The organism is Staphylococcus pseudintermedius (assembly GCF_034042775.1).
Lineage (GTDB): Bacteria > Bacillota > Bacilli > Staphylococcales > Staphylococcaceae > Staphylococcus > Staphylococcus pseudintermedius.
In genome coordinates, this window is record NZ_CP120150.1 from 427,356 (window position 1) to 441,869 (window position 14,514).

Sequence of the window (14,514 nt, forward strand, 5' to 3'; positions counted from 1 at the left end):
GGAAAAGTAGAATGAACGGCGTACCTCGAAAACCATTTGAAGCGCATTGATTCAAATGTAATTTAACAGTGAGGTGGTAAAGGAAATGGAAGTAGCAGAGCAGAGAATGACATTTAAAACATTTATGTTCAAAGTATTGAATGGTTTAGCCATCGCAATTATTGCCGGGCTTATTCCGAATGCAGTGTTAGGTGGATTGTTTAAATATTTAAGCCAATACGCTGATATTTTCGCAACGATGAATCAAGTTGTCTTAGGGGTACAATTTGCGTTACCGATTATGGTCGGTGTCCTCATCGCGTTACAATTCAATTTAAATCCAATGGCAACAGCTTTAGTTGGCGCAGCATCATTTGTCGGTTCAGGGGCCGCTAAAGTGACGCCGGCTGGTTGGCAATTGGTTGGTATTGGTGATTTAATTAATACAATGATTACGGCATCTATTGCAGTACTGATTGTGTTATGGTTAGGCAATCGCTTAGGAAGTTTGAACGTGATTTTATTGCCTATTCTTGTCGGCGGAGGTGCAGGACTGATCGGTGTAGCGACATTACCTTATGTCAGCAAAATTACGTTAGCTATCGGTAGTTTAGTGAATACATTTACGACGTTACAGCCCGTGTTGATGGGCGTTTTGATTGCAGTCTTATTTTCATTCATTATTGTTTCTCCAATTTCAACAATAGGCGTTGGTTTAGCGATTGGTATTTCAGGTTTAGCAGCAGGATCAGCAGCGATTGGTGTTGCCGTTGCAGCTGTCGTTTTGTTCATCGGCACATTACGTGTGAATAAAATTGGTGTCCCGATCGCGATTTTATTAGGTGGTATGAAAATGATGATTCCTAATATTATTCGCTATCCTATTTTACTCTTACCAATCGGCATTACAGCAGCCGTAACAGGTGCAGCAGGTGCATTGTTCGGTATTTCAGGTGTGAAAGAAACAGCGGGATTCGGTATTGTTGGTTTAGTCGGCCCAATTAAAGCATTAGAATTAATGGACGGCAACGGTATGACCAACTTACTGATTGTCCTTGCGGTATTTTTCGTCATTCCATTAGTTGTTGGCTTTATTGTCGATTACATTTTGTGGAAAGTTTTAAAATTGTATGACTCTGAAATTTATCGTTTTACTGCAACAGAAGATAATAAATAAAAGCATTGAAAGTGTCATTTTGTCGAAAGAGACATAGTGGCGCTTTTTTATTTCGGGGCCTAAACCTTTAGAAAACGACAGCAATCCCGCCTTGATCCAGGTCAATCAAGTTATCTAAAATAGTTACACAACAAAAAAGTTCTTTTTAAAATTCTTATAAATTGTGACAAATTATTATACAAATTGACACGAAATGATGACATTTTATAAAACGCTTTCAATTTTAAGTGATTATATTCACAATTCTTGGTATACTACTTGTGAAATGATGAACAAACCTAATTGGAGGTAAAGACATGATTAAAGACACTCAAACTACACATAATGCATGGGAAGGTTTTAAAACTGGACGTTGGACACGCCATGTGGACGTTCGTGAATTTATACAATTAAACTTTACAGGTTACCAAGGCGATGACAGTTTTTTAGCCGGTCCAACTGAAGCAACGACGAAATTATGGGATCAAGTGATGGTGTTATCGAAAGAAGAGCGTGAACGTGGTGGTATTTGGGATATGGATACAAAAGTGCCATCAACCATTTTATCTCATGATGCAGGTTACTTGGATGAATCATTAGAACAAATTGTTGGTGTACAAACAGACAAACCATTCAAACGTTCTATGCAACCATTTGGCGGAATCCGTATGGCAAAAGCAGCATGTGAAGCATACGGTTATGAATTAGATAAAGAAACAGAGCACATTTTTACAGAGTATCGTAAAACACATAACCAAGGTGTATTCGATGCCTATTCAAAAGAAATGTTAGCTTGTCGTAAAGCAGGGATTATTACAGGTTTACCAGATGCTTATGGCCGTGGTCGTATTATTGGAGATTATCGTCGTGTCGCACTGTACGGTGTTGATTTCTTAATGGCAGAAAAACAAAAAGACTTCAATGACTTATCATCAACTATGACTGAAGATGTGATTCGTTTACGCGAAGAAGTGTCAGAACAATATCGTTCATTAAACGAATTAAAACAACTCGGTGAACGTTACGGATTTGATTTAAGTCGCCCAGCTGAAAACTTTAAAGAAGCAGTGCAATGGCTCTACCTTGCTTACCTTGCTGCGATTAAAGAACAAAACGGAGCCGCAATGAGTCTAGGACGTACATCTACATTCTTAGACATTTATGCAGAACGTGACTTACAAGCAGGTACGATTACTGAAACGGAAGTACAAGAAATCATTGACCACTTCATCATGAAATTACGTTTAGTAAAATTTGCACGAACACCTGATTACAATGCATTATTCTCAGGTGACCCGACTTGGGTAACAGAATCTATCGGTGGTGTCGGTATTGATGGTCGTCCAATGGTAACGAAAAACTCATTCCGTTTCTTACACTCACTCGACAACTTAGGACCAGCACCAGAACCAAACTTGACAGTATTATGGTCAACACGTTTACCTGAAAACTTCAAACGCTACTGTACGAAAATGAGTATTAAAACAAGCTCTATTCAGTACGAAAATGATGATTTAATGCGCGAAAGCTACGGTGACGATTACGGTATTGCATGTTGTGTATCTGCAATGCGTATCGGTAAACAAATGCAATTCTTTGGTGCACGTGCCAACTTAGCGAAGACATTATTGTATGCGATCAATGGTGGTAAAGATGAAAAATCAGGTGCTCAAGTTGCGCCAAACTTCGCACCAATTCAATCTGAAATTTTAGATTACGATGAAGTGTACCAACAATTTGATGAAATGATGGAATGGCTAGCAGGTGTTTACATCAACTCATTAAATGTCATTCACTACATGCACGATAAGTATAGCTATGAACGTATCGAAATGGCACTCCATGATACAGATGTGCACCGTACGATGGCAACAGGTATTGCAGGTTTATCAGTTGCAGCGGACTCACTTTCTGCCATTAAATATGGTCAAGTTCGCACAATTCGCGATGAAAATGGACTCGTAGTTGACTTTGAAACAACAGGTGATTATCCAAAATATGGTAACAACGATCCACGTGTAGACGACATCGCAGTGCAGTTAGTTGAAAGCTTTATGAAAAAATTACGTAAACATCAAACGTACCGTAACTCTGAACATACGATGAGTGTACTCACAATCACATCAAATGTCGTTTACGGTAAGAAAACAGGTAACACACCAGATGGACGTAAAGCAGGCGAACCATTTGCGCCAGGTGCAAACCCAATGCACGGACGTGATGATCACGGTGCACTGGCATCATTATCATCAGTAGCAAAATTACCTTATGACTGCTGTAAAGACGGTATTTCTAACACATTTAGTATCGTACCAAAATCATTAGGTAAAGAAGAAGCAACACAAGAACAAAACTTAGTCAGCATTTTAGATGGCTATGCATTACAACACGGCCATCACTTAAACATCAATGTATTTAACAGAGAAACATTACTAGACGCAATGGAACACCCAGAAGAATATCCACAGCTAACAGTACGTGTATCAGGTTATGCCGTAAACTTTATTAAATTAACACGCGAGCAACAACTCGACGTTATTTCTCGTACATTCCACGAATCTATGTAACGAGTCAGTAACACAACACTAACAGTCTTAAATTGACATGATTAAATGGGGGAGAACGATGATTAAAGGACACATTCATTCAATAGAAAGCTTAGGTACAGTCGATGGCCCAGGCTTACGCTACATTATCTTTACACAAGGTTGCTTACTGAGATGTTTTTATTGCCATAATCCAGATACCTGGAAAGTCAATGAGCCCTCTCGTACGGCAACAGCAGATGAACTCGTGAATGAAATTGTTCCGTATCTCCCTTACTTTCAGGCATCAGGAGGGGGCGTCACTATCAGTGGTGGTGAGCCTCTCTTGCAAATGCCGTTTATCGAAGAACTGTTTGAAAAGCTTCACGCACAAGGGATTCATACGTGTATCGATACTTCACTTGGCTGTGCAAACGATACGGAAGCTTTTAAGAAACATTTCGATCAAGTTTTAACACATACAGACTTATTGATGGTGGACATTAAGCATATCGATAATGAAAAGCATCAACAATTAACCGGAAAACCTAATACTCATATACTCAACTATATTCAATATTTAGCAGACAAGGGCCAACCGATATGGATTCGCCACGTGCTCGTACCAGGTCTCACCGACGCCCCCGAAGACTTGAAAGCACTTGGCACATTTATCAACCAACTTGGCAATGTTGAGAAATTTGAAATCTTACCTTATCACCAACTCGGTGTGCACAAATGGGAGGCCTTAGGTGTACCGTATGCGTTGAATGATGTTGAACCCCCGACAGATGAAGATGTAGAACGTGCATACGGTTATGTGAATTTTACAGGCGTGACCCCTCTTACGCCTGTACGCTAAATATTGGTTTTGTAAGAATGACATGATTCTATTTTCGCTATGCATAAACTTTTGACTTTAAATGATATTGAAGAGATGGCTGGGATGCAATGTGATGTTGCCTCTCAGCTTCTTTATTTTGTGAAATTTGTTGTTATATTTGACTTTGAAAAGGTGTTCATCAATCGATTGCTGAACCGCGCTACGCTTTCCCAGTGGACTTGCCTCAAATAAAGTGGGCTTGATTGAAGTATAAACTGGAGGGAAGCTAATTGGATTTTCGGCTATGTCTAATCACTCCGGAGTCTTGCATGCTTCTAGCCATCTGAAGTAGGGTGACGTTTGCTATTGACAGTGGACAAATATGAAAAGTTATATTTAATTCATATCATCAATACACATCAATTTGCATGTTTTTATGGAAGAGGTGATAGCAAGAGACGAAAAATAGAAAATTGAGAACGTCGATGATATGGCATCGAGTTGTGCAATGTCATTTAAATAACGATTCAAAGTAGAATGGGGCGTTAAAGTGTGGTAAGTAATTATTTTGTGTTTTTAAGTTTGTCATAAAGGGAAATACTAGAATAATCGCGTATGAAAGAGAAAGAGGAGGATGTTAGATGACACGAACATTAATTTTAGGTGCGAACGGTGGCGTAGGACAACATCTTGTGAAGCAAATGCACGCACAAGGTGAAGATTTTACTGCGGCTGTGAGAAAAAAAGAACAACAGCAAGCGTTAGCATCACAAGGCATTTCTGCAACATTGATTGATTTAGAAACAGCAACGATTGACGATTTAACAGACGCCTTTCTACCCTATGATCAAGTCATTTTTTCAGTAGGTTCTGGCGGTAGTACAGGTGCAGACAAAACAATTATTGTAGATTTAGATGGTGCGGTTAAAGCGATTAAAGCGAGTGAAGACGCGAACATTGAGCACTTCATTATGGTGTCTACGTATGACTCTCGTCGTGAAGCATTTGACGCAAGTGGTGACTTGAAACCCTATACGATTGCGAAACATTACGCCGATGACTATTTAAGACATAGCCGATTAACAACAACTATTGTGCATCCGGGTGCATTGACAAACGATCAAGGAACAGGAAAAGTGAACGTTGCTGAATTGTTTGAACAACCTGATGTACGCCAAATTCCACGTGAAGATGTCGCTACAGTCTTGTATGAAGTGGCTACCAATGCAGAACATCGTGGTAAAGAATTCCAAGTGTTAACAGGTAACAACGAGATTTCAGAGGCTTTATCGTTTCTTTAAAGTAACGATGGACACATCAATCAAGATAACTAGATACGTGAGAAGGCTTAAAAAATAAAAGTCTTCTCACGTATCTTTTTTGATGTCTCCTACCTTGTCGTTATATCTAAGTGATATACCTCATGTTGCCAGTTCGTCCTAAAAAAGCAAAGTATTCCGATAACAAAAATAAAAACCTCAAGTTAAATTATAATTTTAAATAAAATAAGGTTCAAACAACAAAACTGAAAGGTGAGATGTCAGCAGAACACTGGCTCGGTACAGATTCTGGTGGGCGAGATATTTTAAGCCGCTTGTTGTATGCAGGGCGTGTGTCGTTACTATTCGGATTTTTTACTTCTATTGGACTTATGACGATTGGCGTATTGATTGGAATGATTTCTGGCTATTACGGTGGCTGGGTGGATACCGTGCTCATGCGTTTTACAGAGTTTGTCATGTTATTTCCATTTATTCCTTTTGCGGTCGTGTTGAATGCAACGTTCAGTGGTAAAATCGAAAATCAATACGGCTCAGCCATTGTGTTAGGTTTGGTGCTCATCGCATTATCTTGGGTCGGTGTCGCAAGGATCGTTCGCGGTAAAGTGATGCAAGAGAAAGAGAATGAATATTTCTTGGCCGCGCAATCAATCGGAACGCCTGTGTATAAAATTTTATTTAAGCATTTATTACCGAATATTTTAAGTGTGATTATTGTACAAGCGACACTCGTATTTGCCGTACAAATCGTTGCCGAAGCAGGACTCAGTTTCCTCGGATTTGGGATTAGTAAAAGTGTGCCGACTTGGGGAAATATGTTAACAGATGCGCAAGAAGGCGACATTTTAAGGAGTAAGCCATGGATTTGGATGCCTCCCGCACTCATTATTACAGTGACGATTTTATGTATTAACTTTATTGGTGAGGGATTAAAAGACGCACTGAACCCAAAATCAAGAAGGTAAAATGGACAGGATTTCACTTCTATAATATTCAGGAATAAAAACAATAGTTTACGTACGTCAGTAGGTGGAAAGATTTGACTGTAAATGATTGAAAATGTTTTCGATAATGTAAGAAGTTGACGCCAGAGAGAACATGCACCAGAAGAATTTGAGAATATTATGAAAAAACGAGCAAAAATGATAAAAATGTGATAGACTTTGTGCAATAACTAAAATTGTAAAAAGTAAATGATGATTTCTAGTTGAAATAGTGTGCTGAACATGAATTTGTATTAAAAGTCAGGACGCTACTGTTAGGAACAAAGGGGATGAGGTCGATGTTGAAAAAATTGATGCTACTATTTTTTGCAATGGTCATTTCAACAACCATTGCAGAAACGTTTCTGATTGCTGGTACATGGCAATATTTGTTGATGCAATCTCTATCACTCGCATTTATCATATTCTTTATTTATCATTTTGTCGTTTTTCAGTTACAAGAAAAGCGGCAAGAAAAACGTTATCAAGACCGTCAATGGATCGTTAATAAAGAACATGAAGATGAAAATGTAAAGAAACGTTTAGTTCGTAAATAACTTGAATCATAAAATGGTTGAGGAGACATAAAAATTTTTGATGCTATTGATGCAATATTTTGTGTGATTTGCCCTCCTTATGATTTGTGATTTTTATTGCCCTCATGCCTTCGCTTTCCAAGGGGCTTGCCTTGCAACTCAATTCGGTTTCCTTCAAGTGAACAGTTCAATCAAGTCAAATTGAGTTGAGGCGAGACGCTTAGGAACGCGAATTCAAGGTAACAATTCATTGTGTAAACTAAGAAAAGGATCATGCAAGTGTACCAATCCGAAATGTCGTGTACACAACAACTTGAAACGTTCACCAACATCATCGACTATTCATATCAAAAAGCTCGAAGTTAAGACAACAGTTGTCATCTCACTTCGAGCTTTTTTCCTAATATTATGAGAACACTTCGGATCGTTTGGAATCACCAAAGATTTTTGCTTTAATCGCTTCACCTGTTGGCGTACCAGCGAGCCCCCCTAAACCTGTTTCACGTAAAGATGCAGGAAGGTTACGACCCACTTTATCCATAGCCTCAATCACCTCATCTACTGGAATACGGCTTTCCACACCTGCAAGTGCAAGATCTGCTGAAATCAATCCATTGCCGGAACCAATTGCATTCCGCATCACACAAGGAATTTCTACTAACCCTGCGACAGGGTCACACACTAAACCAAGCAAGTTGCTAATACTAATTGCAAGTGCATGTCCAGCTTGTTCTGGTGTACCACCGAATGTTTGTACAGCAGCAGCGGCAGCCATTGCAGATGCTGAACCCACTTCTGCTTGACAGCCTCCTGTTGCACCAGCGACCGAAGCATTGTTAGCAATCACCATACCGCATATCGAGGCTGAAAATAGAAATTCGAGCATTTGGTCATTCGTTAAGTCATGTGATTGCTCTAGTTTAAAGAGTATTCCTGGAATGGTGCCTGAAGAACCAGCAGTCGGTGTCGCACAAATAATGCCCATTGCTGCGTTGACTTCATTAGTGGCAACCGCTCCTTCAACAGCTGACATCATATCATATCCAGAAAGGGCTTTATTGTGTTGGTTATACTTGTGGATTTTAATCGCGTCCTGCCCGGTATAACCTGTTACACTTTTAACCCCTTCCCCTGTCGTACCTTTTTGAACTGCTTCACGCATTGTGTCTAGGTTTTGTTGCATCATGTCCATGACTGCTTCGCGCGTCATACCACGTGTTTCCATTTCATGTTTAATCATAATTTCTGCAAAAGTTGTGTTATTTTCAGTCGCATAGTCGATTAATTCTTTCATTGTATCAAACATGAGAGTCCCTCCAATTTAATCTATATATGAAAAGTTTAAAAACGCATATTTTTCTTTGATTGATTCAAGTAGTTCGCTTTTAATTGGTTTATTCAAATGTAAGGCAAGTAAACAATGGCCTTTTGTCATCGTTTTAATCTCTTCATTGATGTCGACTTCATGCTCGATTAAATCGTTAATTAAATGATTGACTTCTGCAATTTTACATTCCCCATCAATGACAAGAATAGGGGGTGTGTGTGCCATCAGAATACACATTTGGTTAACGTGAATACTTTTCACTTTGAATGCACCACCGCCAATTGAAATGCCATTCAACTCGACGTGACGATCACCGTGATCGATTTCGATGACTGCACAGTTCGGGTGTTCACCTAAACTGGAACCTGATTTTTCGATAAATTCAAAGTCAATGCCTTCACTTCTTGCAATTTTTGTCGATGTTTTAATGCGAGAATCGAATGTACTAAAACCTAATAAGCCACCGATAATCGCTAAATCCGTGCCGTGACCTTTATGCGTTTCTGCAAAAGATTCGTAATAATTCACAACGATTTTCTCAGGTGTATCGCCAAGGACAGCACGAGCGGCCTGACCAATTTTCACTGCACCTGCAGTATGTGAACTTGATGGCCCCATCATCACTGGACCAATAATATCAAAAGCGCTTTGATAATCTTTTGTACGTGCCATAATTCATCCGCTCCTTAATTTGTTTGTTGATTCACATGAGGCACTTGAATGTCAAGCGTTGGTCGTTTCTTACTGATGAATGTGCCAATGAAAAAGCTCATAATAATACTAATGATTGCTACAACGACAATTGTAATCACGGTAGGCACCACTTCATTAAAGCCTAGCGCTACAATCGGACCGGCAATAGGTGTAGCCATGCCTGGTTGATTCACAACGATACCCATGTATGTGATAAACAAGCCATTGACCATTCCTACCACTGCATTTGTACCATACAGCTGGATTGGATATTTTGCGATCGTGTCGATTTGTGTTAATGGTTCGACAGCAACGGCAAAGGCTTTTCCTGCATTGCCGATTCTAAGTTTTCTAAACATCATAAAGTTGACAAATGAGCTACCCATACAACCGAGCGCACCAATCGCCATTGGAATACCCGTAAGTCCTAATAAGCTTGTGAAAACCATTGAACTTAACGGTGTCATACCTACAACGGGCACAATCGCACCGATAACAAGTGCAAGAGCGTACGGATTATTATCACCTACAGCTGTGATGGCAGTACCGATTTGTTTCAATACGGCAGTGACACTAGGTGATACGATAGATGCAATACCATATGCAATGGCAGGAGATAATAAGATCACCACGATCAGGTCTAATCCTTCAGGAACATATTTTTCAAGTGCTTTAATACCGAAAGCAACGAAATATGCCGCAATAAAAGCAGGTAAGAGTTTAAAATCAAATAGAACGAGTCCTGTTAACACAGCGAATACAGGATTAATACCGAACTTTAAACAAGTGAGAATGCCCACTGCAACACCACTTAAACTTCCTGCAACTTCCCCTAATTTAATAAAATATTCTGAGTGAAACACGCCACCGATTGCGTATTTTAAGAATGCTTCCGGTAAAAATGAAGCACAGGCAGCGCCTGATAAAGCTTGTAAACTGACTTTACCATTCGGGGCAAATTTTAAGAATAAAGTCATTGCAAGTAAAACAACGAGTAATGTCCCGATTCCCAAAATAAAATCCATATGAGTTCCTTCTCTCTTTTATTTTTATGTTTTTAATTAGATAGCTATCCCAAACAACCATCATTCTAAGGGCTTCATTTCGCTTATGCAAGCCCTTACATAATTGTTAAACATGCCTCGTTGAGTTAAAATAATTATTTGAAAACAAATATATATAGATTGTGAAAATATAGTGTATATAAAATTACTGGTATAAAAGCGATTTATAGTTCTATTTCACTTTAAAATATTAAAGAATCTGAGTAATTTTTCTAATATGGCGTATTTGTGAAATATTTAAAGTTTAAATTTTATCAATTTTCAAACATAGATAAAGTGCAAAATAATAATTGTGCGAAATGTTATATGTGTAAAGCCATAATAAAGATGATTAAAGGACAAGAGGATTGAAGTTATATCGTTATTTTTTGAATAGTTTCAATTTTGAATTTCGGAAGTAATAGGTATTGATTTGTAATTGTGATGATTATGTGAAAAGCATCACAAAATCGTGGTAATTTTGCGAATAAGGGGTATAATGAAAGTAAGGAAGAAGTAATCATTAAAGGATGTGTTAAACATGAGAGAATCAATATTAAGATTAATCCGTTCTAACCAAAGCTGCTACGATATTTACATTCACACAGGTGTCAGTCAAGGTGTGATCTCTGATTTGAGATCAGGTTATCGTACGCTTGATGATGTGTCTTTAAAAGATGCAGAACGTTTATATGACTATGCCATAAATGTTGCGGCATAAAGGGATGCAGAAGCGAGGATTTAAGGAGACTTTAATAGATGATTGAGCTTTTTGTAAAGTTCGAATGATAAAGCATCAGGCAACGTTGGTTGTTTGGTGCTTTTGTGTGTTTAAAAGAGATATATGTCGTTTACTCATCTCGGTCTGATTCTCTTTAAGGCTGATGTGGCATGATTCTTTTCAAAAAAACACGCATGTTTAGCCACGTAGATGACTATATTGAATTCATGGCGTAAAGCATTCGACTACACAGGTAATTGTTTCTTTTGAGATAATGAGGAAGATAGGAGGACGACTGATGAGAATAGGAACGATAGCAGATTTGCATTTTGATCGACATCAACGGTTAACGATGGAAGATTATCTTGAAGCGGTAGTGCGTCTCATTGACCAAGAAGCATTAAATATGCTCATCATTGCGGGAGATATTTCTAACCATTATTCGACGACATTTGAGTTCATCGCACAACTGATATCAGAAGTGACGATTCCGATTTACTTTATACCTGGTAATCATGACTTATGGCGACAACCCGATGAACAATTGACGACAGCAGAGATATTGCGATTGTATCAAGACCACCCGCAATGTTTGATGGGGACGCCTGTGGAAGTCGACAATTATGTGATTGCCGGACATATGGGCTGGTATGATTATAGTTTTGCTGCTGATCGCTTTACGTATGACAAGTTAGCAAAAGGGAAGCATTATGGTGCGACCTGGCAAGATAAAGTGTATACCGCTTTTGGTGTGTCTGATCCACAACTTTCACAATGTTTTGCCGCGGAAGTGTGGCAAGATTTGGTGTCTTATGCTGATCGTCAAGTCATTTTAGTGACACATGTCGTGACCCACCCTAAGTTTACTGTCCCTATGCCACACCGTATTTTTGACTTCTTTAACGGCTTTTTAGGAACAAGCGACTTTAAACCGTTGTATCAGCATTTTAATATTCCATATAGCGTGATGGGGCATGTGCATTTTAGGAAGCGATTAGTAGATGACAACACGACTTTTCTTTGTCCGTGTCTCGGGTATCCTCGAGAATGGAGAACGGATGATCTTGCTACAGAATTAAAGCACGCCTTACAAGTGATTCAAATACATGAAAGTACATAAATATCTTTTGTTCATAGCACGGATAAAACGACACGGCACACTTAAAACAAAAATAAAGCCGATGCGCGGGGCACACATCGACTTTGCTCAACTTTAGTTTTATTATCTTAAAAGGAGGTTTAGGATATACTTGATTTAGCATTTGTCTATTGGGGTTTCAAGTATGTCTATCTGGGATGAAGTCGAACAGTCATTCACTCAACGTGATGTCTGAACTGTTCTGAATTCATTGTATCGCTAAAATGGTCCCTGCACATCGTACGTTAGGAGGGACATTATCTCAGACTTAAGCACGATACAATATAAATCGTAACATTTCCTATTTACAACTGAAACATTATCGTTTATACTCCAATTAGATGCTTCAACATATAGCTTATATTGATGAAGTTTCTTAAAGCCTTTTTTAAGGTTGTTTAGTTGAATCAACCATATTTTACTAAACTAAGGTGTCAGTCATTTTCTAACATGAGTCTTCCATTAGTCTCATGACAATAACGTTTGGAAGTATGAGCCGTAAAGGCTAACTTCTTTTTCCCCAGTAGACAAGTCTTCTCCATTGAAGGCTTGTTTTTTTGCGTTTTTAAAGGGGTAAATACGAAGCTGAAGATACTTTTTTCTATATAAGTCAAAGTACTTTACCTTTTTGTGAGAGCGCTTTACAATACAGTTAGAGTTATATTGAATACGACATCATTAAATGCAATGAATAAGAATGTTGCAATGCTTGTTTTATCCGAATATTTAAAATGGTGTCGAAATATAAGGAGGCAATATACATGAGTGTAAATGTGAGAGATTATATTGATGCGCAGTATAACTTATTTATTAACGGTGAATTTGTTCCAGCAGAATCAGGGGAATATTTAGATGTATATAATCCGGCAAACGGTGAAAAATTGTCACAAGTCGCTAAAGCAAGTGAAAAAGATGTAGATAAAGCAGTAGAAGCAGCAACGAAAGCTTTCCCGGATTGGAGTCGTCGTTCGAAAGCAGAACGTGCGAATATGTTACGTCAAGTCCATGACAAAATTATGGAGAAAAAAGAGCATTTTGCATATGTAGAAACTTTAAACGCGGGGAAAGCGATCCGTGAATCAAGCAGTATCGATATACCTTATACAGCGAAACATTATCAATATTTCGGTAGTGTGTTAGATACTGATGAAGGTACGCTCAACAATATGGAAGATCACATTATGAGTATCATTCAACATGAACCAATCGGCGTTGTGGGTGCAGTGGTCGCTTGGAACTTCCCGATGTTACTGTCTTCATGGAAATTAGCACCTGCCCTTGCTGCAGGGAATACAGTTGTCATTCAACCTTCGTCATCAACGCCATTAAGTTTGATTGAATTGGCGAAAATTTTCCAAGAAGTGTTACCAGCAGGTGTGGTAAACATTGTGACAGGTAAAGGTTCTGAGTCAGGGAATGCCATCTTTAACCATAAAGGTGTCGATAAATTATCATTTACGGGTTCAACTGCTGTCGGTTATCAAGTAGCTGAAGCAGGTGCAAAACGTCTTGTGCCTGCAACGTTAGAACTTGGTGGTAAAAGTGCCAATATTATTTTAGATGATGCGAATCTAGATTTAGCTTTAGAAGGTTCCCAATTAGGTATTTTATTCAATCAAGGTGAAGTATGTAGTGCAGGCTCTCGATTAATCGTCCATGAAAATGTGTATGATGAATTCATTCCACGCTTGGTTGACGCGTTTAAAAAAGTGAAAGTGGGCGATCCGTTAGATATGGAAACGCAAATGGGTTCTCAAACAGGTCAAGCACAAATCGATAAAATTCAAAGTTATATTGACTATGCAAACGAATCTGACGGCGCAAAAATTCTTGTAGGTGGTCACCGTATTACAGATAACGGTTTAGACAAAGGTTACTTCTTTGAGCCAACAATTATCGAAGTGGACGATGCGGACGATAAATTAGCGCAAGAAGAAATTTTTGGCCCTGTGTTAGTAGTGATTAAAGTTAAAGATGACGAAGAAGCCATTGATGTTGCTAATAATTCTGATTACGGCTTAGCGGGCGGTGTCTTCTCAACTAATATCAATCGTGCATTAAATGTTGCGAAAAATGTGCGCACAGGTCGCGTATGGGTAAATACGTACAACCAAGTTCCTGAAGGTGCACCATTTGGCGGTTACAAAAAATCAGGTATCGGTCGTGAAACATATAAAGCAGCTATCGAAAACTATCAACAAGTTAAAAACATTTATATTGATATTAGTAATGAAACAAAAGGTTTATATTAATATGTATTGAATAATGAGAGAGGGTGAAGTTTAAGTTCTTACCCCCTTCCTACCATTA

Annotated in this window: 11 protein-coding genes and 1 pseudogene; 9 read left to right on the forward strand and 3 right to left on the reverse strand. The window is 38.6% G+C overall.

Annotated features, from left to right (window positions below):
• The first annotated feature begins 85 nt into the window (after positions 1-85).
• The 6 genes and pseudogenes from P3U61_RS01705 (at position 86) to P3U61_RS01730 (ending at position 7,303) form a co-directional block, all read left to right on the forward strand.
• Positions 86-1,156: a PTS sugar transporter subunit IIC gene (locus P3U61_RS01705; protein ID WP_070407378.1), complete on the forward strand. Its 1,071-nt coding sequence runs from the start codon at positions 86-88 to the stop codon at positions 1,154-1,156.
• A gap of 296 nt (positions 1,157-1,452) precedes the next feature.
• Positions 1,453-3,702 (forward strand): formate C-acetyltransferase, encoded by a 2,250-nt coding sequence (pflB, locus tag P3U61_RS01710; protein ID WP_014613011.1) that lies wholly within the window; start codon positions 1,453-1,455, stop codon positions 3,700-3,702.
• 58 nt (positions 3,703-3,760) lie between these two features.
• Entirely contained in the window at positions 3,761-4,522 is a 762-nt protein-coding gene (pflA, locus tag P3U61_RS01715; RefSeq protein WP_110179296.1) for a pyruvate formate-lyase-activating protein, read from the forward strand.
• A 602-nt stretch (positions 4,523-5,124) separates the two neighbouring features.
• Complete coding sequence (locus tag P3U61_RS01720) at positions 5,125-5,784, forward strand: SDR family oxidoreductase (protein WP_323695711.1); 660 nt, start codon at positions 5,125-5,127, stop codon at positions 5,782-5,784.
• Between the two features lie 203 nt (positions 5,785-5,987).
• Positions 5,988-6,728 (forward strand): annotated as a pseudogene (locus tag P3U61_RS01725) (ABC transporter permease); the annotation flags it as partial.
• Between the two features lie 317 nt (positions 6,729-7,045).
• Positions 7,046-7,303: a hypothetical protein gene (locus tag P3U61_RS01730; RefSeq protein ID WP_014613025.1), complete on the forward strand. Its 258-nt coding sequence runs from the start codon at positions 7,046-7,048 to the stop codon at positions 7,301-7,303.
• 385 nt (positions 7,304-7,688) lie between these two features.
• On the opposite strand, the gene sdaAA is transcribed toward P3U61_RS01730, so the two are convergent.
• From sdaAA to P3U61_RS01745, 3 genes are read right to left on the reverse strand one after another with little or no spacing between them, the layout of a single operon-like run.
• Positions 7,689-8,588, reverse strand: a complete 900-nt coding sequence (gene sdaAA, locus P3U61_RS01735) for an L-serine ammonia-lyase, iron-sulfur-dependent, subunit alpha (RefSeq protein WP_015729613.1) — start codon at positions 8,586-8,588, stop codon at positions 7,689-7,691.
• A 15-nt stretch (positions 8,589-8,603) separates the two neighbouring features.
• A complete protein-coding gene (gene sdaAB / locus P3U61_RS01740) occupies positions 8,604-9,281 on the reverse strand; it encodes an L-serine ammonia-lyase, iron-sulfur-dependent subunit beta (RefSeq protein ID WP_020219491.1) in 678 nt (225 codons plus the stop codon).
• A 14-nt stretch (positions 9,282-9,295) separates the two neighbouring features.
• Positions 9,296-10,327, reverse strand: a complete 1,032-nt coding sequence (locus P3U61_RS01745; RefSeq protein ID WP_014613028.1) for a PTS sugar transporter subunit IIC — start codon at positions 10,325-10,327, stop codon at positions 9,296-9,298.
• A 559-nt stretch (positions 10,328-10,886) separates the two neighbouring features.
• On the opposite strand from P3U61_RS01745, the gene P3U61_RS01750 reads away from it, so the two are divergent.
• From P3U61_RS01750 to P3U61_RS01760, 3 genes are all read left to right on the forward strand, one after another.
• Positions 10,887-11,066, forward strand: a complete 180-nt coding sequence (locus P3U61_RS01750) for a hypothetical protein (protein ID WP_110179298.1) — start codon at positions 10,887-10,889, stop codon at positions 11,064-11,066.
• Positions 11,067-11,364: 298 nt separating this feature from the next.
• Positions 11,365-12,186, forward strand: a complete 822-nt coding sequence (locus P3U61_RS01755; RefSeq protein WP_070407376.1) for a metallophosphoesterase — start codon at positions 11,365-11,367, stop codon at positions 12,184-12,186.
• A gap of 779 nt (positions 12,187-12,965) precedes the next feature.
• On the forward strand, positions 12,966-14,456 hold the full coding sequence (locus P3U61_RS01760; protein WP_014613032.1) for an aldehyde dehydrogenase family protein: 1,491 nt from the start codon (positions 12,966-12,968) through the stop codon (positions 14,454-14,456).
• Positions 14,457-14,514 lie beyond the last annotated feature (58 nt).